17 protein-coding genes and 1 tRNA gene are annotated in these 18,397 nt (G+C 48.0%); 10 read left to right on the forward strand and 8 right to left on the reverse strand.

Annotated elements, in window-relative coordinates:
- Positions 1-30 precede the first annotated feature (30 nt).
- The 10 genes from PsAD5_RS12340 to PsAD5_RS12385 all read left to right on the forward strand — a co-directional run bounded on the left by PsAD5_RS12340 (position 31) and on the right by PsAD5_RS12385 (position 10,169).
- Positions 31-198 (forward strand): phage tail assembly chaperone, encoded by a 168-nt coding sequence (locus PsAD5_RS12340; RefSeq protein WP_153041375.1) that lies wholly within the window; start codon positions 31-33, stop codon positions 196-198.
- Positions 191-2,452: a phage tail length tape measure family protein gene (locus PsAD5_RS12345; protein WP_063292330.1), complete on the forward strand. Its 2,262-nt coding sequence runs from the start codon at positions 191-193 to the stop codon at positions 2,450-2,452. The genes PsAD5_RS12340 and PsAD5_RS12345 overlap by 8 nt, the downstream gene beginning before the upstream one ends.
- Positions 2,453-3,154 carry a hypothetical protein gene (locus PsAD5_RS12350; RefSeq protein ID WP_063292331.1) on the forward strand — a complete coding sequence of 234 codons (702 nt, stop codon included), beginning with the start codon at positions 2,453-2,455 and terminating at the stop codon, positions 3,152-3,154.
- Positions 3,154-3,750: a hypothetical protein gene (locus tag PsAD5_RS12355; RefSeq protein ID WP_063292332.1), complete on the forward strand. Its 597-nt coding sequence runs from the start codon at positions 3,154-3,156 to the stop codon at positions 3,748-3,750. The genes PsAD5_RS12350 and PsAD5_RS12355 overlap by 1 nt, the downstream gene beginning before the upstream one ends.
- The gene (locus tag PsAD5_RS12360) at positions 3,747-4,175 is read left to right on the forward strand and encodes a DUF6950 family protein (protein WP_063292333.1); all 429 of its coding nucleotides are present in this window, start codon (positions 3,747-3,749) and stop codon (positions 4,173-4,175) included. Before PsAD5_RS12355 ends, PsAD5_RS12360 begins: the two co-directional genes overlap by 4 nt.
- On the forward strand, positions 4,151-6,010 hold the full coding sequence (locus PsAD5_RS12365; RefSeq protein ID WP_063292334.1) for a hypothetical protein: 1,860 nt from the start codon (positions 4,151-4,153) through the stop codon (positions 6,008-6,010). Before PsAD5_RS12360 ends, PsAD5_RS12365 begins: the two co-directional genes overlap by 25 nt.
- 128 nt (positions 6,011-6,138) lie before the next feature.
- On the forward strand, positions 6,139-8,781 hold the full coding sequence (locus tag PsAD5_RS12370) for a hypothetical protein (protein WP_063292335.1): 2,643 nt from the start codon (positions 6,139-6,141) through the stop codon (positions 8,779-8,781).
- Between the two features lie 81 nt (positions 8,782-8,862).
- Positions 8,863-9,333, forward strand: coding sequence for a lysozyme (locus tag PsAD5_RS12375; protein WP_063292336.1), 471 nt, complete (start codon positions 8,863-8,865; stop codon positions 9,331-9,333).
- The gene (locus tag PsAD5_RS12380) at positions 9,330-9,764 is read left to right on the forward strand and encodes a hypothetical protein (protein WP_063292337.1); all 435 of its coding nucleotides are present in this window, start codon (positions 9,330-9,332) and stop codon (positions 9,762-9,764) included. Before PsAD5_RS12375 ends, PsAD5_RS12380 begins: the two co-directional genes overlap by 4 nt.
- 174 nt (positions 9,765-9,938) lie before the next feature.
- Positions 9,939-10,169: a hypothetical protein gene (locus tag PsAD5_RS12385; protein ID WP_063292338.1), complete on the forward strand. Its 231-nt coding sequence runs from the start codon at positions 9,939-9,941 to the stop codon at positions 10,167-10,169.
- A 149-nt stretch (positions 10,170-10,318) separates the two neighbouring features.
- Here PsAD5_RS12385 and PsAD5_RS12390 read toward each other — a convergent pair whose 3' ends face one another.
- The 8 genes from PsAD5_RS12390 to PsAD5_RS12425 form a co-directional block, all read right to left on the reverse strand.
- Positions 10,319-11,374, reverse strand: a complete 1,056-nt coding sequence (locus PsAD5_RS12390) for a DUF262 domain-containing protein (RefSeq protein WP_063292339.1) — start codon at positions 11,372-11,374, stop codon at positions 10,319-10,321.
- On the reverse strand, positions 11,371-11,985 hold the full coding sequence (locus PsAD5_RS12395) for a hypothetical protein (RefSeq protein ID WP_063292340.1): 615 nt from the start codon (positions 11,983-11,985) through the stop codon (positions 11,371-11,373). Before PsAD5_RS12395 ends, PsAD5_RS12390 begins: the two co-directional genes overlap by 4 nt.
- A 19-nt stretch (positions 11,986-12,004) precedes the next feature.
- Positions 12,005-12,916, reverse strand: coding sequence for an NgoMIV family type II restriction endonuclease (locus PsAD5_RS12400; RefSeq protein WP_084405957.1), 912 nt, complete (start codon positions 12,914-12,916; stop codon positions 12,005-12,007).
- A complete protein-coding gene (locus PsAD5_RS12405) occupies positions 12,917-13,957 on the reverse strand; it encodes a DNA cytosine methyltransferase (RefSeq protein ID WP_063292342.1) in 1,041 nt (346 codons plus the stop codon).
- Positions 13,958-14,503: 546 nt separating this feature from the next.
- Positions 14,504-15,097 carry a hypothetical protein gene (locus PsAD5_RS12410; RefSeq protein WP_153041376.1) on the reverse strand — a complete coding sequence of 198 codons (594 nt, stop codon included), beginning with the start codon at positions 15,095-15,097 and terminating at the stop codon, positions 14,504-14,506.
- Between the two features lie 255 nt (positions 15,098-15,352).
- Positions 15,353-15,429, reverse strand: a tRNA-Pro gene (locus tag PsAD5_RS12415).
- Between the two features lie 136 nt (positions 15,430-15,565).
- Positions 15,566-16,834: an O-antigen ligase family protein gene (locus tag PsAD5_RS12420; protein ID WP_208981942.1), complete on the reverse strand. Its 1,269-nt coding sequence runs from the start codon at positions 16,832-16,834 to the stop codon at positions 15,566-15,568.
- On the reverse strand, positions 16,831-18,390 hold the full coding sequence (locus tag PsAD5_RS12425; RefSeq protein WP_063292345.1) for an undecaprenyl-phosphate glucose phosphotransferase: 1,560 nt from the start codon (positions 18,388-18,390) through the stop codon (positions 16,831-16,833). Before PsAD5_RS12425 ends, PsAD5_RS12420 begins: the two co-directional genes overlap by 4 nt.
- Positions 18,391-18,397: the final 7 nt, after the last annotated feature.

The raw sequence follows: 18,397 nt of genomic DNA on the forward strand, positions 1-18,397 counted from the left end.
CGCTTTCCGTTGCGTGACTGGTTGCAGTGGATGCCTGTTCTTGGATGGGCGCCAGATGTTTTCTGGAAGGCATCCATCCGAGAGTTGTTTGCGGCGATTGAGGGCTACAACAAAGCCCATGGGCTCGGGGATGACGACAACGCCATCACCGAAGACGATCACGTCGAGCTGAGAAGGCTGGTAGAGCAGTATGGTTAGCAAGACTGACAAAAAGATCATCACACTGTTTGAGGCGAAGAATGATGACATCCTTCGCAAACTCAATCAGATTGACCGCGCCCAAAAAAAAGCGTTCAACGATAACAAGATAAAGAAGTTTAACGGCTCTATGGGTAAGTCCAGCGCTGCTGCTGGAAAGATGCGTTCTACCTTTGCGCAGGCGGGGCGCTCTGTTGCTATTCTTGAAGGTCCACTTGGTGGTGTGTCTGGTCGTATCAGTGCGATTGGCGGGGCGTTGGGCAGCGTTAATCCAGCAATGGTTGCTGCTGGTGTTGCGATGGCTGGGATCGCAACAGTATCAGTAAAGGCGGTCAATGCTTTTGAGAAATTTGAGGTCCAGCAGAAACGCACTGACGCGGTGCTTAAAGCAACGGGTTATTCTGCTGGTCGTACCTCAAAGCAGCTAGAACAACTTGCTCAGGGTGTCGGGCTGGATACGCTTGCCAGTACCACTGAAGTTCGCGATGCCATTGACCAGCTTCTAACGTTCCGCTCAATTGCCGGTTCTACCTTTGATCGCACGATCAAGCTTAGTCAGGATTTGGCAGCTGTTGGGTTTGGAACTCTCTCCAGCTCTGCGGTGCAATTGGGTAAAGCGTTGGAAGATCCGGTGACGGGTCTGTCAGCGCTTCGTCGTGTCGGGGTGTCATTCACTCAATCTCAGAAGGATATGATCAAGAACTTTGTGGCCACTGGGCAAGTCGCGCAAGCTCAAAAGGCAATTCTTGATGCGGTAGAAAAACAGGTTGGCGGCGCTGGGGCAGCTGCTGGTGGCGGCTTGGCTGGAGCTTATGATGGTTTAGCGGAATCCACTCAGATCCTACTGGAGCGGTGGGGGCAGCAGATTGCTACCGCGACAGGTCTTACTGAGGCTATTCGGGGAATTGCTGGTGCTGTTGATGAAGTCAATCATAAGGCAACGCTACCGGGGCAGTTGGAGACGGTTGACAGTCAGATTAGCTTGACGCGGAAAATTCTGGAAGATGAAAGGCGGGCTGCGAGTGCTCGACCTGCTGGCTCAAATGTGGTGGGTCAGGAGGAAGCACGGCTGCAGGATCTTTTAGCCAAGCGCAAAGAGATCTTGAAGAAAATAGATGATGAAAGTGTCGAGGCTTATAGCGCGTATTCCAAGAGCCTAAAGGCTCAAGAGATTGCTGCTAACGAGCGTGTTCAAAGTGTGCTCGCTGGCCAGCAGAAGATACTTGAGACCGCAAAGAAAACGCCACTGCAACGGGTGATCGACACGAACCTGAGCAGTGCCGGGGTTACTGTTGACAGTGATGAAGGCAAGCGCATTGTTGATATTACAAATCGTGCCTTTGCCGCTCAAACAGAAAGCAAGTCTCGAAAGAAGGTTGCCAGTGCAGCCAAAAAGCAATCAGACAAAGTCAAAGAAGTTATCAAGGCGCTTGAGATAGAGCGTGAGCAAATGAACATGAGCGTGGTCCAGCGGCGTGTGCAAAATGAAGTGATCAAAGCGGGAAGTGCGGCAACGAAAGAGCAGAAGGCTGAGATTGAGCAGCTTGTGATTGCTAACGATAACTGGGCAAAGAAGAACGAAAAAGCGATGGGCATTGCCTCCTTTGCTGGTCAGCATATTCAAAGCGAGTTTTCTTTGATCACGAGTCAGATTGAGACTGGCAACGATGCGCTTGATCGCTTTGTTCAATCAATGCTTGATGCGGGCGTACAAGCTGCATTGTTTGGGAGTGGGCCTTTAGGATCTTTCTTTGGTGGGGGCTCAAGTGGGTCAAGCCCAAATGGCGGCGGTCTGGTGTCTACTCTTGCAACCCTGGCATCTTCATTCCTCGGTTTTGATGAGGGCGGCTGGACGGGTCCGGGAGGCAAGAATACTCCTAAGGGTATCGTGCACGGTGATGAGTACGTGTTTTCGAAAGAGGCGACTAGAAAGCTTGGTGTTGCCAATCTTGATGCGCTGCACAAAAGCGCGAAGGGATTTGCAAAAGGCGGCTTTGTTGGTGGTCCGGTGCCAATGATACCCAAGCCCGCTGCTAGTACACCTCAACCTGCACGAGGTGTCGGTGGGCCCATGGGAGCAACGATTGAGGTGAAAACCTCAAAGCTGCTTGATTTCCATATTGAGCAGCTTGCAGGCATGGTTGTGCAGAAGGCGAGTGCTGGGTTGATTGCTGCAGGCGGTCAAGCCGGTGCCGCAATTGTGCAAAAGAACTTCTCTGCTATGCAATCTCAAACCGTAGCGCAGGTTGGTTAAATGGTTGCTTATTTAGAGTGGCCGCATGGTCTTCTTGCACCTCGACATTACTCTTCAGGACTGGACCCACAAGAGACACCAGAGGAGCGAATGTCGCTTACGGGTCGATTGGCAAATGGTGCTGTTCCGGGATTAGGGATTTGGCGTCCGAAACTGGTGGAGATACCTATTCATCAACGCTTGAACTTAGATGTATACGAAGGCATCGTGGCCCAATTGCATGGGCGAGATGTGCCTGTTCTGCTGCCATTTTATCATTATGGCAGATACCCCAAAGCTTCAGACCCAAGTGAGACGACATTCTCAAACGGTCAAACGTTTGAAGGTGGTGCAGGTTTCTTTGTCTCTGGCACAACAGCTTTGATCGCAAAGAAGGCTGATGCCGGTACGGTGTTTGTCTGTATCAGAAAAGTCTCGTGCGGAAAAATCCGACCTGGGTATGCGTTCTCTGTTGGCTGGCACCTTTATCAAGTGCGTTTTGTTGAAGAGCAAGATGATGTGATCGCAAAGGTGCAGATCAGACCAGAGCTACGGGCTGATGTTTATATCAGAGATGAAGTTGAGTTTGTGCGTCCAGTTGTAATGGTGACTGTTGTTGATGGTGCTGCATTCAATGTAGAGATGCAGTTTGGTAGGTATGCAGAACCTTCGCTCCACTTCATTGAGAATACGAAACCGCATGTGCCAAGTGAAGGTGAGTGATGGGCTTATATTCGCAAGAGCAGATTGCAGTTATCAGGCGTAACAAAGCACGTGTTGCAAGGGCTTGGGAGTTTCGTTTCACGTCTGAGACAGTTTGCATCTGGAATGGCAATGTAGACCGACGGTTTGCTGACAATCCAAACAAGTTCGTTGGGATGAGAGGGCAGCTTGAAGCTCCTAATGTTCCGTTTTCCAGTAAAGGGGAAAATGGAACTGCATTCTTCCGAGTGCATGGTTTGCCTTCCTACATCAAAAAAATGATGTGGGATGCGCAGGCTGAGGTCTATGGAAACTATATCATTGAGTATGCCATGATACTGGACCGACAGACGTTGCAGCTCGTTGGTCCTATGGTTCTCAATCAGGTTTATGTGATGAGACGCTTGAGGGCTGCGCGTCAGGGTCCGACTGTTGGTGGCGGTTCTCCAAGTTACAGCCTCTCAATTCTTGTTGCGACGGTGTTTGAGCATCGGGCTGAAGCGGCTTATGGCAGATATACAGAAGCAGACCAGAAGGGCCGGTATCCAGATCTTGGTGACAAGATTTTCAACTACGCTCCTGTGATTGCCAGAGGAACACCAATCAAGTTGGTATGAGCAAGAAGCCTCTCCAGATTTACTTTCAGCATGTCTATGCCAAGGGCTTTGGTTATCAGCCAAACCGTGTTGACTGCTGCCGTTTTCCTGCTGATTGGATTGTTTTTTGTGGCGGTCCAGATCCGGCTGCACACTGGCGAGGACGATATGAAACCGAGGATCAAGCTCTTGCGTTTGTGCATGAAGCGGGCGGACTGGTGAACATACTAGATCTGGGTATGACATCTGCTGGTCTTCAGCGGGTTGGTGAGCCTCGCTCGGGTGATGTTGGATGCATTGTGGCTCGGGCATGCCGCAGTGTTGTTGGAGCGATTTTTTGCGACGATGTCTGGTGGACAATCAGCGAGCTTGGAGTCTTGCCTGTATCTGCCAGATGCCTGAGGGTGTGGAGGATTCCTGAATGCCAATGGTCTTGCCAGCGATAGGAGCATTTATAGCGGGCGCAGCCGCTGCTGCTGGGATTGGTAGCGCTCCTCTCAGCTTACTCGCTTTAGGAGCTGGTGGGGCTTATGCGGCTGGTGCTGCGACAGTAGGAACCATTGCAACCGCTATTAGTACTATTGGTGGTGCTATTGGAGTTGGAGCTATCATTTCGGCAGGCGCTTCAATTGCAAGTGTTTTGCTTTCTGCTCCTCAAACTCCCGTCCAATCCCTTCCAACCAGCCAGCGACAGATTGTAAGAGAATCCGTTGGGTATCGTCGAAAAGGATGGGGCAGGGTTGTTGGTGGAGGGCAGATGCTTTTTGCTGCTGTGAAGTCAGGAAGTAACCGATGGCCGAGTGGCAACAACTACTGCATGGTGATTGCCTTTTGTGATGGCCGTGTGTCTTCCTGGCTGTCGTTTTTAGTTGATGGCTTGGAGGTCTCGTCAACTGACGGTGAAGTTAGCAATGAAGAATACGATGGATACTTGCGCCTCCACGTGCGGGCGGGTGGGTTAAGCCAAACAGCCTTCACGCATATGGTAGAGGAATTCCCTGAGGTTTATTCTGAGGAATGGCAGGGTGCGGGGGTTGCTTTGATTGCAGCCGAGCTGCGGTGCACCAATGGTGTTTACACCAAGTTTCCAAATGGGTGGCGTACTGAAATCTCTGCGATTGCCGATCTGTCTCCTATTTTTGATCAGCGTGATCAAAAGCAGACGCTTGATGATCCGGAGACTTGGAAGTTCAGCAGCAACGCAGCGCTGGTCATACAAGATCACCTGAAAGCTCCGTTGATCGAGAATGGTTTTGCGATACCAGTTGACCTTTTGGATCTGGACGACTTTGCCAGTGCTGCGGATTTGAGTGCGCTTCAGGTTGCAGGTCCTGAGGATACTGTGCGGGATCAATGGAACTTATCGGGGTGGGCGCGATTTGATGAAACGCCAGCTGCCATTTTGCAACGTATGCTTACGGCCTGTGATGGACGTTTGCGCTTAACAGGAAACGGCAAGGTCGGTTTATCCGTTGGAGGCTGGCAAGAGCCAACCGTGGTTCTGACTGACGATGACTTGCTATCTTTGGAAGTTACACGAGGTCGGTTCGTATCTGGCACCGGGACGGTGATCAAGAGCCGATACGTGAGCCCATCGCATGGTTACATTGAGCAAGATGCCATTGAGTTTGAACATCCCAATGCCGACACGTTGGGCCGAGATATCTCAACGGCTGATTTCCTGATGGCTTCGAACCATGGTCAATGCCGTCACCTGCAAAAAACCACTGCAGCACGTTTGAATGCTGAATATGAGATCCAGTGTGTTGCCGATATTGGCGGTTTAGCTGTTGTCGGGGAAAGATATATTCGGCTCCAAAGTGCGCTTGAAGAAGTAGATGCCATCTTTGAAGTTGGGAGTGACCTTCAATATCTGATCGACGATAAAGAGAACTTTGTGGGCGTCTCGTTTTCGGCTCGTTCGGTGACAAAGGAAGATATTGAATATGATGAGGAGGTTGACGGTGTTCCACCTCCTGAGGTGTTGCCTGCTCTTGAAAACAGCATAAACCCTGATGCTCCTACATTGACCGTAAGTGGTGGCGATCAGAAACGCATCTTCACCCTTTCTGCGACCGATGCATCGTTGTTACATCAAATTGCTTTGTCCGATGTTACGGATGATGGTGCAGAGGTTTCATACCTCTGGTTGGAGCCGGGTAATCTGAGTGCTGAAAGGACATTGAAGAGCGGGCATAGCTACGAGGTACGGGCTAAGTCGCTTACAATCTCCGGAATTTCCTCTGCCTATTCTCCTGTGCAGAGCTTTGATGTGTCTTAGTTTGAGCATTAATGCTGTTCTTACATACAGCTCCCAGTCGCTAGTTGACTGCCTTTCTTCCCTTCATCAACGTTCTTGGCTAGTAGGTCTTACACCTGTCTGGCTTCTTTTGTCCTGTGAGGTGACAGATGAACTATCCATTTGATCCAGATGTTTTACTTCGAGATAACAAAATCTTGGGAGATCAGGACAGCGGATTACATGAAGTCTCGCTCACGCAGCTTCGCCAATATCTTAAGTGGTTAGAGCGGTCAAAGTTAGCGGGTTATGCGGCTGCTGCTTCCCAAGCCGAGCTTGAAGATATTAGTGTTGGAAGTAGTAGTCGTTGGGGAGTTGTTCGTGGCGCGGAAAACAAGCTTGAGAATGGCTATTACTTAGGAAACTCTGAGACGGATAAGTGGAAGCGTGTCTCTGGTATCACAGATACATTTGCTGTGATTGAAGATGTTACTGGTGGCAACTCAATTACTGGTAAAATTGATAGCGCGATATATTCCGGTGATGTCAAGTTGTTTGCTTTCGTGCCCGTTGAGAATAATTCTGGTCCGGTTGATTTGGACGTAGATGATGGGCGTGGATCTATTCCCCTGAGATCGGCGACAGGTAACGAACTATCTGAAAACGAACTGCGGGCGGGTCAAGCTGTGGTGTTTCTGGGGCACTCAGAAAAAGAATACCGTGTTTTGATGAGTGGATCCAAGTCTTCCTTTGATCATCAGGGAGATTGGAGCGCAGGTGAGCAGTATGCTGAAGGGCAGATTGTAACTGGGGCAGATCACAAGTGGTATCAGTTGCAAATGCCCAATGCTATCGGAGTTGATCCGATTGGTGATGGTACCGGTGCATGGGTCAAAATTTTATCTCCTGTTGCAAATCATGATGCAATAATTGTTCCGGGGTCGCAACTGGCTCGCTCTATAGAAGAGCGTTTGAATGATCTTGAGGTCAACGTTCTGGATTTTGGTGCAGATCGCTACGGTACACATGGAAGCAGTACGGCATTTCAGCGTGCAATCGATTTTGCTTATGCAAAGGGGATAAGTAAAGTACGTGTACCATGGGGAATTTATCTGCTGACCAAGGTCGTTTATCTGCCGTTCTGCATCCAACTTGTTGGAGCGGGACGCCATTCTTGGGCGCGTGAATATGGTGACATTACAGCCGGTAGTCCGCACCCGCTTCTGGGTTCAACACTCCTGACCAATGGTCCGGGTGTAAAGCGTTTGTTCTCTGATCGCTCAGGTGATGGTTCCGACGAACATCTGGCTGTTGCGTTTGCCATCATGGGAGAGAGTGCAAGTATACGCAACTTGTCAATCTACACACCGGTTACAGATGAAAATTGGGATGTTGCTATTTATAACTGTGGTGTCTCGAGTGTTGTTCTTGAGGAGGTTGATGTTCGTGGTTCCTGGGCGCTTGCTGCGGAGGTTAAAGATCCAACCTGGGGGCGAGATAATCCCAGAATGATGGCGATCGATCATGCACCAGACTGGTTCGATCAAGACTATAAAAATATTTATGATTTTGGTTTGACGAATTGCATCACTGAGAAGTGCAATTTTGAGGGCGGACGTGCTGTTTTCATCGACAGTGGCGGCGACAATTTCGCGTATGCCGTGAATGGAATCTCAGATAGTAAGTACATCAATTGCAGGTTCTACAATGATGGTCCTGTTTCAGGTCCGACACTTGCAATGCGTAACAGTGATGATGGTGCTTTAATTCGGATCAATTACCGTCTCGATAGCGGTTTAGAGGGCGCGCAAGGGCTGGCGTTTATTGATTGTCGCTACGATCCATATTGCCGTTGGTGGCTGGATCTGGGATGGGTTGGTGCACTCGATATAGGCGGCGTGAGAAGCTACAACGAAACGGCGGAATCTTGGCAGGAATACATTCAGGATAATGGTGGCTCGGTTGCTCAAAAGCGAGCACGGTTGAATGTTTCCATGACGCGAACCAAAGGGCCCATTCGTTTCTATGGTGCACTTAGGTTTGGTATTGCGCAAGATTACAATGACGAGGGGACTTCGCAGCTCGCCTATGGTCTGTCAGAAACCTATGGTCGCAACATGGAGTTTATCTCTCCTTGCAACTTCATGAACACACCAAACCTTCGCCTAGGTGGTTGGAATGATACCAAGCGTTTTGAGCTTAACAGCTATGACGAAAAGGGCGCTTTCAAGTTCTTTGATAAATCCGGGGTCGGAGGGCTGATCGCAACGTTGGACAATGAAGGAATAGAGTTTTCTGGGGTAGCCCATCTTAAGCGATCAGGTAGTGCCCACGAACATTTGAAGCTGGCAGGTGCAGATTTGCGTTCTGAAATAACGCTACATAACCCGACGGCTGATGGCTCAAATCTGAATATGGATACAAACACAGGGGCACTGAGGCTTTCAACGTCATCAACTCGATTTAAGCGTGAAGTTGAGAGTATGAGCCTGCCATATGCGCAGGCCATTGTTATGGAAAGTCGACCTGTCTGGTATCGCTCACGCTCTGATAGTGACGATTCAGAACATAGCTTCTGGGGGTTTATCTCTGAAGAACTTGCTGAGATTGATCCTCGCCTTGTCTCATGGCGTAGAGAACGCATTCTCATCAATGGTGAGTTTGTAGATTACGGGGAGCCTAGACCGTATTGCGTTTTTTATGACAGGTTTGTTCCAGCACTTGTGAAGGTTATGCAGGGTCATCAGCAGCGCATTGATGATCTTGTCGGCAGAGTGCAAGCGCTCGAGTCCGCAAGGCCTACGTCCAGCTAAGAGAACACTCGGCCAAATTCAATTTCATATTGCGAAACCTCTGCCGCTCTTCAGGGCGGCATTTTTCATGGAGGAATGTCGATGAAAACGACCAAAACTCGGCTTGTTGGTGCGTCTGCGGTGCTACTTGTTTCGTTTGTTGGTGCTTGGGAAGGCCTTCGAACTGAGGCATATAAGGATATTGTTGGTGTGCCGACGATCTGCTACGGCGAAACCAAGGGGGTGAAGGTCGAGGATCTAGCGACCAAAGCTGAGTGTGACGCTATGCTGAATACTTCTCTTAAAGAGCACGAAGCAGGCATGCGTCAATGCTTGTCGCCTCCAGATCAGATACCGATCAAAACCTATCTTGCTATGGTTTCGCTGTCTTACAACATCGGTACTGGAGCGTTTTGTAAATCGACTGCTCGACGCAGGTTGAACTCTGGTGATTGGGTTGGAGCTTGCGAGGCGGCCACTTGGTTTAATCGAGCTGGTGGCCGGAAAGTAAAGGGGTTGGTCAACCGTCGACAAGCTGAGTATCGAATGTGCATGCAAGGTGCGCGGGAATGATAGGGCTCATTGCGTCCTTCATCTCAGTTGGTGTTGTCACGCTGATAGCCTATGGCGCTCTTGCTGGGGCTGCACTGGCTTTTCTTGCTCGGTTCGATCCGCGTACCCCTGATTGGCTTTCCACACTGGTTGCAGTCTCTTCGCTGTGTGTTTCGGTTTGGCACTTCTCTGCTCTTCATTACGACCAAGAAGCCGAAGTTGTTCAGTTGCGGGCAGATTACAAGGCGCTCACTCGCTTAACTGCAGCCCATAAAATCATTGCAGAGCAAGCCAATGCCAGTCTGTTGGAGCGTATTCAGCAGATGCGAGAGCTTGAAGAAAAGGTAAGAGATTATGAGCTTGAGTTGGCGAGGGGCACTATTGCTGCTTGTCCTTCAGACCCCGCTTACCTTAACTGGATGCGGTCACTTAAATTCCAAAAAACTTTATAGACTTCCTGATCCTCCACCAGATCTTACAGCCAGTTGTAAAGACCCCGGCATCAGTGGTGACAAGGGGTTGGACGCCATCAGGCATCGAGCAGCCTTGATCGCTTGTGATGCCAGGCACCAAGGGTGGCAGCTCTTTTACGACAGCGTGCAGGACAACTTGAAAGGTGATGCGAAATGACGCCGAAGACAGAAGCTGGGGCAGTCACCGGATTAAGCCTGTATGGCGCGCTGGGATATGCAAGCAGTTATCTGGAACCTGCACTTCAACTCCTGCTGTTGATCGCTGTTTTTATTGGTGCGGTTCTTCTCGCTTGGGGGCGGTGGGTTGATGTTCGCAATAAGCGATTAGAGACTCGCATAAAGATGCTTCAAATCAAAGAATTAGAACAAGTTGATCAAGGCTGATATAAACCAGAAACCTCAATGAGAGGCCCATAATTCAACTGACATAAAACGATTAAGAGCATCTCTCCAAACTTGTCATCACAGAGATAATGCCATTTTGTCCATAACATAATCACTGTTGATGGCAGCGCTTTAAATCGGCCTCTCAATCAGTCTCGTACAACCCAGTCAAACAAGCTCTCTACTCGTTGCTCACGACTTAGCTTACTTCTCGTTCGGCTTGCAGCGCCTTCGCGGTACTTTGAAATTAGTGTGTCCGGTTTCGGATTGTTTGTTGTCTTGTACACTGATACAAAGTTGACTAGTTTTTTAGCAACTTGTGGTGTAGATATATCTTCATTTCGCAGTTGGTCTAAAGTTACGTAAAGAGTATATAGGTGTACAGGTGATGTGAAAAAGTCACCAATAATCTCATTTTCTAAAAAAATACTTTCCATGACTTTGAAGTTATCTTGTATAGACTTTAGGTCGGTGTCTTTCATCTCATATAAATCGTTAAATAGGTCGTAAATTTGATTTATATTTTTAGGAGTATCGTTGCTGATACCCATGCGATGATAGATTAAGAGACTACTTGCAAAAGTGATGTCTGCCATGCGACGTTTTTCGTTGTCGGTAAAAACGTTCCATTCTTTCTCCCATTTTTTCATAAGGGGATCATCTGCCACTTCCTCGGATGCTTTTAAAAACAGGCCATTGAACTCAGCGTTTCGGATTTCTTGAGGATTAAGAGACTTATCTGTCTCATTCAGACGCTTAAAGAGTGCAGTGATTTCGTTCCTGTCAATATCTGAGGGTATTGTCCGGACATTAATGACGTAGTTCCATAAACGGCTCTTGTCGATGTCTTCTAGCTCTGACCAGGCTTTATTCGCATACCCAGCCTTTTTGTTGTCTAGGTAAGTGCTCTTAAGCGACCATTCATTACCAACGAACTGGATTATTGCATTCATTCGCTGTTGGCCATCGACCACGCTGTGGCGTTGCTTACCGGTTGTTGCATCAACTTTCTGTTGCCACAAGTAGAACTCGGGCATGGGGTAACCAATTAATATGGTCTCTATGAGACGCACCCGTTGCTTTTCAACCCAAACAAGTCTCCGCTGGAAAGTGTCATCAACAAAGTATTTGCCATTTGTTATAGCATCATGCATTTCAGTTAAAGTTGGGCGGCCGGTTTGGATGCGCTCATTTATAGTAGTCATATCGTTGATCCTCTTGGGCCGCTGAGATGATCTTTAAGTATGTTGATGCCAAAATTGTGATAATCTTCAACGTCTGACCATTTTGAATATATTCTATAATTTATTACACGTTTTATTCTGAATTTGTCCTTTATATCTTTCTTCATCTCTGTCAGGAGTATTATGGTTTTTCTGATGTGGCTAGTGTTGTATTTGATGTTGTCGCTGATAGTTAAGAATTTTTGAAAAATTTGCTTACCGTGTGCCTCGTAAACGACTTGCTGATTGCTGTAGTAAGCCTTACGCAGCTGGTTCCAAGTCTCCTCAAAAAGGTCAGGACATGCGATCACAATATCTAGGTCAGAGTTTGAGTTTAACTCTGCTAGTAATTTTTTTTTTGTAGGGTTCATGCTAAATCCAAACTTGCCACTACCGACAATTGCGACATTGTTTGGTGAAGTGTCTAGTTTCTCAGCAACTGCGCATTTGAAATCATGATAATTACCCTTTGATTCATCAGGCGCTCTCTTTTCAAAGATGTATACATTTTGATCAAAAAGGTAGCGCCTGGTGAAGTTTAAAGGAGTATTTTGCAGTATTAAATCTTTAAGTTCCTGTTGTGTCGTAAGCAAAATGATATCTCTTATAACTTTAAATTGTTAAATCCAATGGCAGATCACTTATGTCTCTCAAGCGTTTTCCTTCGATCATTGCGTCGAGAGTGTCTTTCGCATCATCGAGCTCTAGTTCCAGATAAGCGGATCTTAATTCATCCAAAGCAAAGTGATAGATACAATCCATATCCCCAGTACCTAAAGCAAGCGAAGCAATTCGGCCTGCCATTGGCTCTGCAGTCACAGCCACAATGTGTGGAACTCTGCCCTTCCGGCTTCTGATTAAGTTAAGAGCCTCTGTTCGTGTATTTTGAGCGCGATCAGATCGCATTGTAAACTTACATGAAACGCTGGCATGCATAATTAACTCAGGGCATGCAGGCTGCTTGTGGTTTGCGCTACGAATTGGAGTTTTAGTTGCGATTTTTTGATCAACTATTGTTTGTACTTTGTTGATCTCTGCATCAGTTTCCGGCGTTCGGGCAATGACGATATCTGGCTTAATTGTGTATCCATCACCCAAAAAAGACTTTAGCTCATTGTTGTTCAACATCAACTTTTGAAGTTCAAGCAAATGTGAAAACTGCTCGTAGTTTCCCAAAAAATTGGAATCTTTGCTTATTACCCAGTTGCCGGGTCTAAGATTCTGGGTTTCGAAGAAAGTAGCTTCCAGAAACTTCTTACATTGAATCTCAAACTGATCGCCGGCTGACTGACCTTCAGTTTTTTTTGCTTTTTTCGAAACAGTTTTACCAACGGCCTCAGCGACCTTTTGGGTAAGTAAGTTTGCGATTTTCACACTCGCGCGGTTTCCGACATCGGCTATACACGAGATGTTGTCGACCTTATGCATTCGGCTGTGTTTTTCTGAAGCGTGTGAAAAACATAGCAGTTCACTTCTGATCATTTCTTTATGAAACGCAGTTCGTTCGCGACTCAATAAACTCATTTATTCTGCTGCCCGCAACTCTGTAGAATTTTCACGTTCTCCTCGGAGTAACGCGTCAAATATTGATTTTCCTATCGCTTCAGCTACCGGGGGCGGGAATGCATTTCCGACTTGTCTATATGCAGCGGTTTTCTTTGCTCCAAAATCCCAGAAGTCTGGAAAGCCTTGTATTCTTGCAACCATCTGTATTGTCAGCATGGGCATGTAATCATAACCATTACGAACAGTACCATTCCTTAGAAGATAGTTCTTAAAGTCGGGCCAAGGTACTTCGTCATCATTCGCAATTCGATGTGCATTGACCCCCAATTTCTTCCATTCATTCTTTGCTCTGGTTGGACCCAAGTCCGGTCCGCCGTGTTTTTTAGAGCCGCCAACTATCGTTGGGGCATATGCGCTGGCATTTTTTCTCCAGGTATCTGCATATGCCCAGCCACGAGACGAAATTAAATCATATAGCAAGTCGCCAATGGAGGGAGCTTTCTTACTCGTCGGTGCAGGCCACGTAAAATGGTAGTGATAGGGCGCTTTAAACCCAACCAGTAGCGCTCTAGACCTTTTCTGAGAAACCCCATAGTCAGTTGCCTGAATACTTTGCCAAAAAATGAAGTACCCCAATCGCTTCAACTGATGTTTTATGGATTGCCGATATGCTTTAAACTCTGAAGTGAGAAGACCCTCTACATTTTCCAATAAAATTGCTTTGGGTTGAACTATTTCAATCAAGCGTATAGCGGTTGGAAAAAGATCTCGTTCATCTTTAGGACCAAGTTTCAAACCGGCTTTACTAAAAGGAGGGCATGGCACTCCTCCAGCAATTAAATCAACGTTACCCTTAAAGTTTGCAGCATGGTTTTCTACAAAGTGCTTTAGGTCTTGTTCAAAAATTGCCCCCCAATTCAGCGCGTTTTTTTTGATGTTTCTGCGGAGGGTTTCGCAAGCATCCTTGTCTATTTCAACTAAAGCGACATGTTCTGCGCCTGCATTGTGCAGCCCCAGAGCTTGCCCACCTGCTCCTGCACAAATTTCAATAGTTTTCATATGAAAGGTGCCTCAAATTCATTTTGCAAGTGCGTGCTCTGTGTTGTTTAACTTGTCGATTTTATACTCTGTTACGATCATCGTTGTCGAAGGGTAATTCCTACTGGAACATACTCATCTACAAAATAGGTAGAGCACAACCATACTATCTTACATTGTCTGCTATTCTGAGATGCTATTTAAGGTGTCCGAAGGTGCCAATGGTGGCATCTCTATTACTGGCTCTTCGTGCAATATGAATTATGATTGTGTGCTTTGGCGTTCGTTCAGTAGGGACGTTGTGACTTTTAGCAGTGGTCCTAAACCGAGGCATCGAGTTCTTTCAGAATTGCCAGTGTGACTGGGCGCTCTACCATCAACTGGGCATCAGCTGCTGTCTTCTGATGCGCATTTTAGGAGGGGATAAGGACGCCATTTTGAGGGCAATAATCCGTCACTTTGATTCCATCACGAAAAATGTGAGAAGAAAATCCTGAAAGGGTCAAGAATCACAATGTAACGGGAAAGATAGTGGAGGCTTCTGCCAGAACCCTGACGCGTGGTTGTCTAGGTCATAGCGTTGTGGGGTTGCATATTGGGCTCATGTCGCTCTGCTTTTTCAAAGGCTTGTGACGCGATTACTGCGAACTTGATGTACCTTTGAGCGCTCTCGTAAGTGATATCATTACTACCCTCATGCACAATTTTATTGCGCAGAACTCTTAGGTCGTCCAAAATTTTGTATTCACTAAATCCTATATATTCTTCTTTCAAAAGAGCCTTCCAGAGGCGCATACCAGAAAGTGTGACCCTTTGATCTTCAAACAGTCCTTTGGCCTTCATAAGTTCTCTGCCTGAGCGCTCTACATTATGGTAGGCTTCAGCGACAGCTAAGGATGCTGAAATCTTAGCTATCTCTTGTAGCTCGTCTACTTCGCTACTATCGGCTTCCTTTTCTTCGTCTAGTCCGGTTTCTCTTACTTCCTTGCCGAGATCCGAGAGAGCTTCTGCAAACTCAGCCTCAAAATCTTTGGCCTTAAATCTTATCAACTGCGGGAGTTTCTCTAAAATTGCTTTTCTCAGGGCAAGCACAATAATTACCGCGACCACTGGCCACGCTAAGGAAGATGCAAGCGAAGCAAAGAACTGTAACCAGCTCATGTGAATGTCCATTATTTGGGCAAGTGTGCCTAAGTGTACAGTACGTGTCCCAATAGAACTAAAGGTGAAAGTGATATTAGTACACACCTTCAGGTAGTGGAATGTAGTTTGACAGCCCAATATTCCACAAATCATCAGAAATTTAATCAATTCAACTTGTTGTGCTGAAGTGTTCTCAAGTTGCGACTCAGATGATTTGGGTACACTTGTACCAAGGTGCTACTTTACTTTTATGCTTTAAGTTATTGAAAATATTGGTCGGGTAGGCCGGATTCGAACCGACGACCCCTTCACCCCCAGTGAAGTGCGCTACCAGGCTGCGCTACTACCCGAACCGTGAGGAACCTTGCGCCTGGGTGCGGTGCCGCATATGCAAGTATTCCTATTTGTGGAGCTGCCTTAACAGCTTACCACACAACTTTCCTACCTAATTCAGGTTGTCCGATCAAGGATCAAATGAAACTGAGCTTATTGTGCTGGTGGAAAACGCCTGTAGCGTGAGATGCCGGATTCCGCTGCGATGATGGCCCACAGAATGCCGAGTAGCAGAAAGTAGTGGCGCCAATGATCTGTGTCGATAATGAAGCTAACACAAGCGTGTAGCAGGAACGCGACGTAGGTGCAGATGATGTATTTCTGCCAAGGCCGTGGCTTGAAAACCAGCGGCAAAGCTTTGATCAATGTCCAAAAAACAAGCGTTATATAGGACAGGCCACCAAGCCACCCGTAGGTTGTAAAGGCTTTGAGGTAGGCGTTGTGCTCATCCTCTGGGAATATGGAGTTAAAGCCGCCGACACCAAGACCAAACGGGCGTTCTGTGACAAGTGTGAAGCCTTCCCCCCAGCGTCCAAAACGTCCTAAACGTGCGCCGTCATAATCCTGCACGAGCTTGGCGCGAAGCGTGAACATCTCCGATATCGATTCAATTGAAAGAATTGCAAACAGCGCAATGATGAGGCCGATACCTGCAAGACCAAGGATACCGAGCAGCTTTATGCGTGGGAGTGAGCGCTGCTCGTTGATGAAGACGAGGAGAAACACCATGAGTGCGCCACCCAGTGTCATGCCCCATGCTGCTCGGGAGAAAGAGAGGAACGCTCCCAGCAAGAGGATGAGCAGGGCGCCTGACTTGAAGATGTTCTCTCGCAAAGGTTTGGTTAGAATGTCGTAGGTTATTAGCAGCGTTGGCAAGAGCAGAAATGGGCCGTAGACGTTTGGATCCTTGAAGGTGCCTTTTGCGCGGCCATACAGGGTGAACTGGTCATAAGCGCCGGGGAAGGCGTTGAAGTAACCTGCAATGGCAAGCAGGGTGGCAAACAGAGCTGCCAGCAAATAGCCCTTCTCAAGAATGTCTATCCGTTCAATTTTTGCAGACAGGGTTGCTGCATACAAGAAGGATGAAAACGCCAGGAAGATCGTTACGGCGTAGAAAGTGACGGCTTCTTTGGTGTCTGCGGCTGCGGGTAAGGCAAGAATTCCGCCTGCTATGTAAAAACACAGCAAAATCAGAAGAGGCAGAATGTCCTTACGCAATTCCAGCCCAAAGAAGGACCAACCCACCAACAAGAGGGCGATTAGAAGGTCATAGGGAGCTGGTTCGATGATAACGAGTGCGCTCACAGATGCGGTCAGGAACAACAGCGCTCTGGCTATTGTTTCTGTGCCGATTGTCAGAGGCACGTACCAAAAGGGGCGTGCATTTCTGATTGCATCGTGTGGGCGCGATAAATCGGTCAATATGCGTTTTCCGTTTCCAGAAGGCAGAACGGTGTTTTAATCAAGATATAGAGATCAAAGAAAACGGACCAGTTTTCAATGTAGTAGATGTCGCATTCGACACGCTTCTGGATCTTGTCTTCGGTATCCGTTTCGCCGCGCCAACCTTTGATTTGCGCCCAACCAGTGACACCTGGTTTGACCTTGTGGCGTGCGAAATAGCCATCCACCACATTCTCGTAGAGGCGATCTTCAGCTTTTGCGGAGAGAGCGTGCGGGCGAGGGCCGACGAGAGAGAGCTGTCCCATCAGTACGTTCATCAGCTGAGGCAACTCGTCAATGGAGGTCTTGCGGATGATGCGGCCAATTTTGGTAACGCGTGGATCGCCTTTGGTCACCAGTTTTGAGGCGTTGGCGTCTGTCATGTTGTGGTACATGGAGCGGAACTTGAAGACGTCAATCAACTCGTTGTTAAAGCCGTAGCGCTTCTGTCGAAAGATGACCGGGCCGGGGCTGTCCAGTTTGATCAGCAATGCTGTGACCAGCATGACCGGAGAGAGGGCAATCAACGAAATGCTTGCGAAGAAGATATCGAAGGCGCGCTTTGCGATTGTGTCCCAATCCGCGATCGGTTTTTCAAGAACATCGACAAACGGCACTGCGCCAACGAAAGACGAGGCCCTTTGGCGGAAGCGGAGTTTGTCTGCATGCGCTGAGAGGCGGATATCGACCGGGAGAACCCAGAGCTTTTCCAGCAGCTGAATGATGCGTTTTTCGGCGCGGATCGGGATCGTCACCAGCAACATGTCGATTTGTGCGATGCGGGCGAACTCTACCAGATCAGAAACGTTGCCAAGCTTTTGGTAGCCAGCGACGCTTGGCGGGGAACGATCATTTGAACGATCATCAAAAATCCCGCAAATCTCAATGTCATTGTTTGGTTGGCGCTCAAGTTCTGCGATGAGATCAGCAGCACTTTGCCCACCTCCGACGAGGACTGCTCTGCGGCTCAAGCGACCCATGCGAGTCCAGCGCACGATAAAGCCACGCATGACCATTCGGAAGATTGTGAGGACCACAGCCCCGCTCACAAACCACTTCAGCAGGAAGGCCTGCGGAATTTCCGTAGATGGCAGGATAAGTAGCAGAGACGTGATCAAAGCCGCAAATACCAGTGCCCATGCTGTGATGAGACGCATGGCCTGAGCCACGACTTTTTGCAGGGCGTTGGCCTGATACAGATCAGCCATTTGAAACAGCATGACGCCAATCAGGGATGCTTCGAACAGTGCGAAGATTTGCCAGAGAGGCGGGATATCAAGGGAGGCTCCGCTCAGATAGGCGACAATACCTGTCAGAACGATCAGGGCTGCATCCGAACAGCGCATGAAACCATCGAAAACCGTTTTAGAGATGGTGTTGGTGCGCAGGGTTGCAGCCACCTCCAGAGCATCCTTGGACAGGTTGCTTGTTGTGGTATCTTCATTTTTTGTCGAAGAAATCTGCTGACCGTTCGTCCCGGATTGGTCATCAGGTGACGGGCCACTCTCAATTACATTGAAGCGATGCTTGACCATTGTGCCG

The sequence above is a fragment of the Pseudovibrio sp. Ad5 genome (assembly GCF_001623095.1).
Lineage (GTDB): Bacteria > Pseudomonadota > Alphaproteobacteria > Rhizobiales > Stappiaceae > Pseudovibrio.

Bases quoted from the DNA above. Each gene is read 5' to 3' on its own strand.
- PsAD5_RS12340 (WP_153041375.1), top strand. From the start codon at position 31: ATGCCTGTTCTTGGATGGGCGCCAGATGTTTTCTGGAAGGCATCCATC.
- PsAD5_RS12345 (WP_063292330.1), top strand. From the start codon at position 191: ATGGTTAGCAAGACTGACAAAAAGATCATCACACTGTTTGAGGCGAAG.
- PsAD5_RS12350 (WP_063292331.1), top strand. From the start codon at position 2,453: ATGGTTGCTTATTTAGAGTGGCCGCATGGTCTTCTTGCACCTCGACAT.
- PsAD5_RS12355 (WP_063292332.1), top strand. From the start codon at position 3,154: ATGGGCTTATATTCGCAAGAGCAGATTGCAGTTATCAGGCGTAACAAA.
- PsAD5_RS12360 (WP_063292333.1), top strand. From the start codon at position 3,747: ATGAGCAAGAAGCCTCTCCAGATTTACTTTCAGCATGTCTATGCCAAG.
- PsAD5_RS12365 (WP_063292334.1), top strand. From the start codon at position 4,151: ATGCCAATGGTCTTGCCAGCGATAGGAGCATTTATAGCGGGCGCAGCC.
- PsAD5_RS12370 (WP_063292335.1), top strand. From the start codon at position 6,139: ATGAACTATCCATTTGATCCAGATGTTTTACTTCGAGATAACAAAATC.
- PsAD5_RS12375 (WP_063292336.1), top strand. From the start codon at position 8,863: ATGAAAACGACCAAAACTCGGCTTGTTGGTGCGTCTGCGGTGCTACTT.
- PsAD5_RS12380 (WP_063292337.1), top strand. From the start codon at position 9,330: ATGATAGGGCTCATTGCGTCCTTCATCTCAGTTGGTGTTGTCACGCTG.
- PsAD5_RS12385 (WP_063292338.1), top strand. From the start codon at position 9,939: ATGACGCCGAAGACAGAAGCTGGGGCAGTCACCGGATTAAGCCTGTAT.
- PsAD5_RS12390 (WP_063292339.1), bottom strand. From the start codon at position 11,374: ATGACTACTATAAATGAGCGCATCCAAACCGGCCGCCCAACTTTAACT.
- PsAD5_RS12400 (WP_084405957.1), bottom strand. From the start codon at position 12,916: ATGAGTTTATTGAGTCGCGAACGAACTGCGTTTCATAAAGAAATGATC.
- PsAD5_RS12405 (WP_063292342.1), bottom strand. From the start codon at position 13,957: ATGAAAACTATTGAAATTTGTGCAGGAGCAGGTGGGCAAGCTCTGGGG.
- PsAD5_RS12410 (WP_153041376.1), bottom strand. From the start codon at position 15,097: ATGAGCTGGTTACAGTTCTTTGCTTCGCTTGCATCTTCCTTAGCGTGG.
- PsAD5_RS12425 (WP_063292345.1), bottom strand. From the start codon at position 18,390: ATGGTCAAGCATCGCTTCAATGTAATTGAGAGTGGCCCGTCACCTGAT.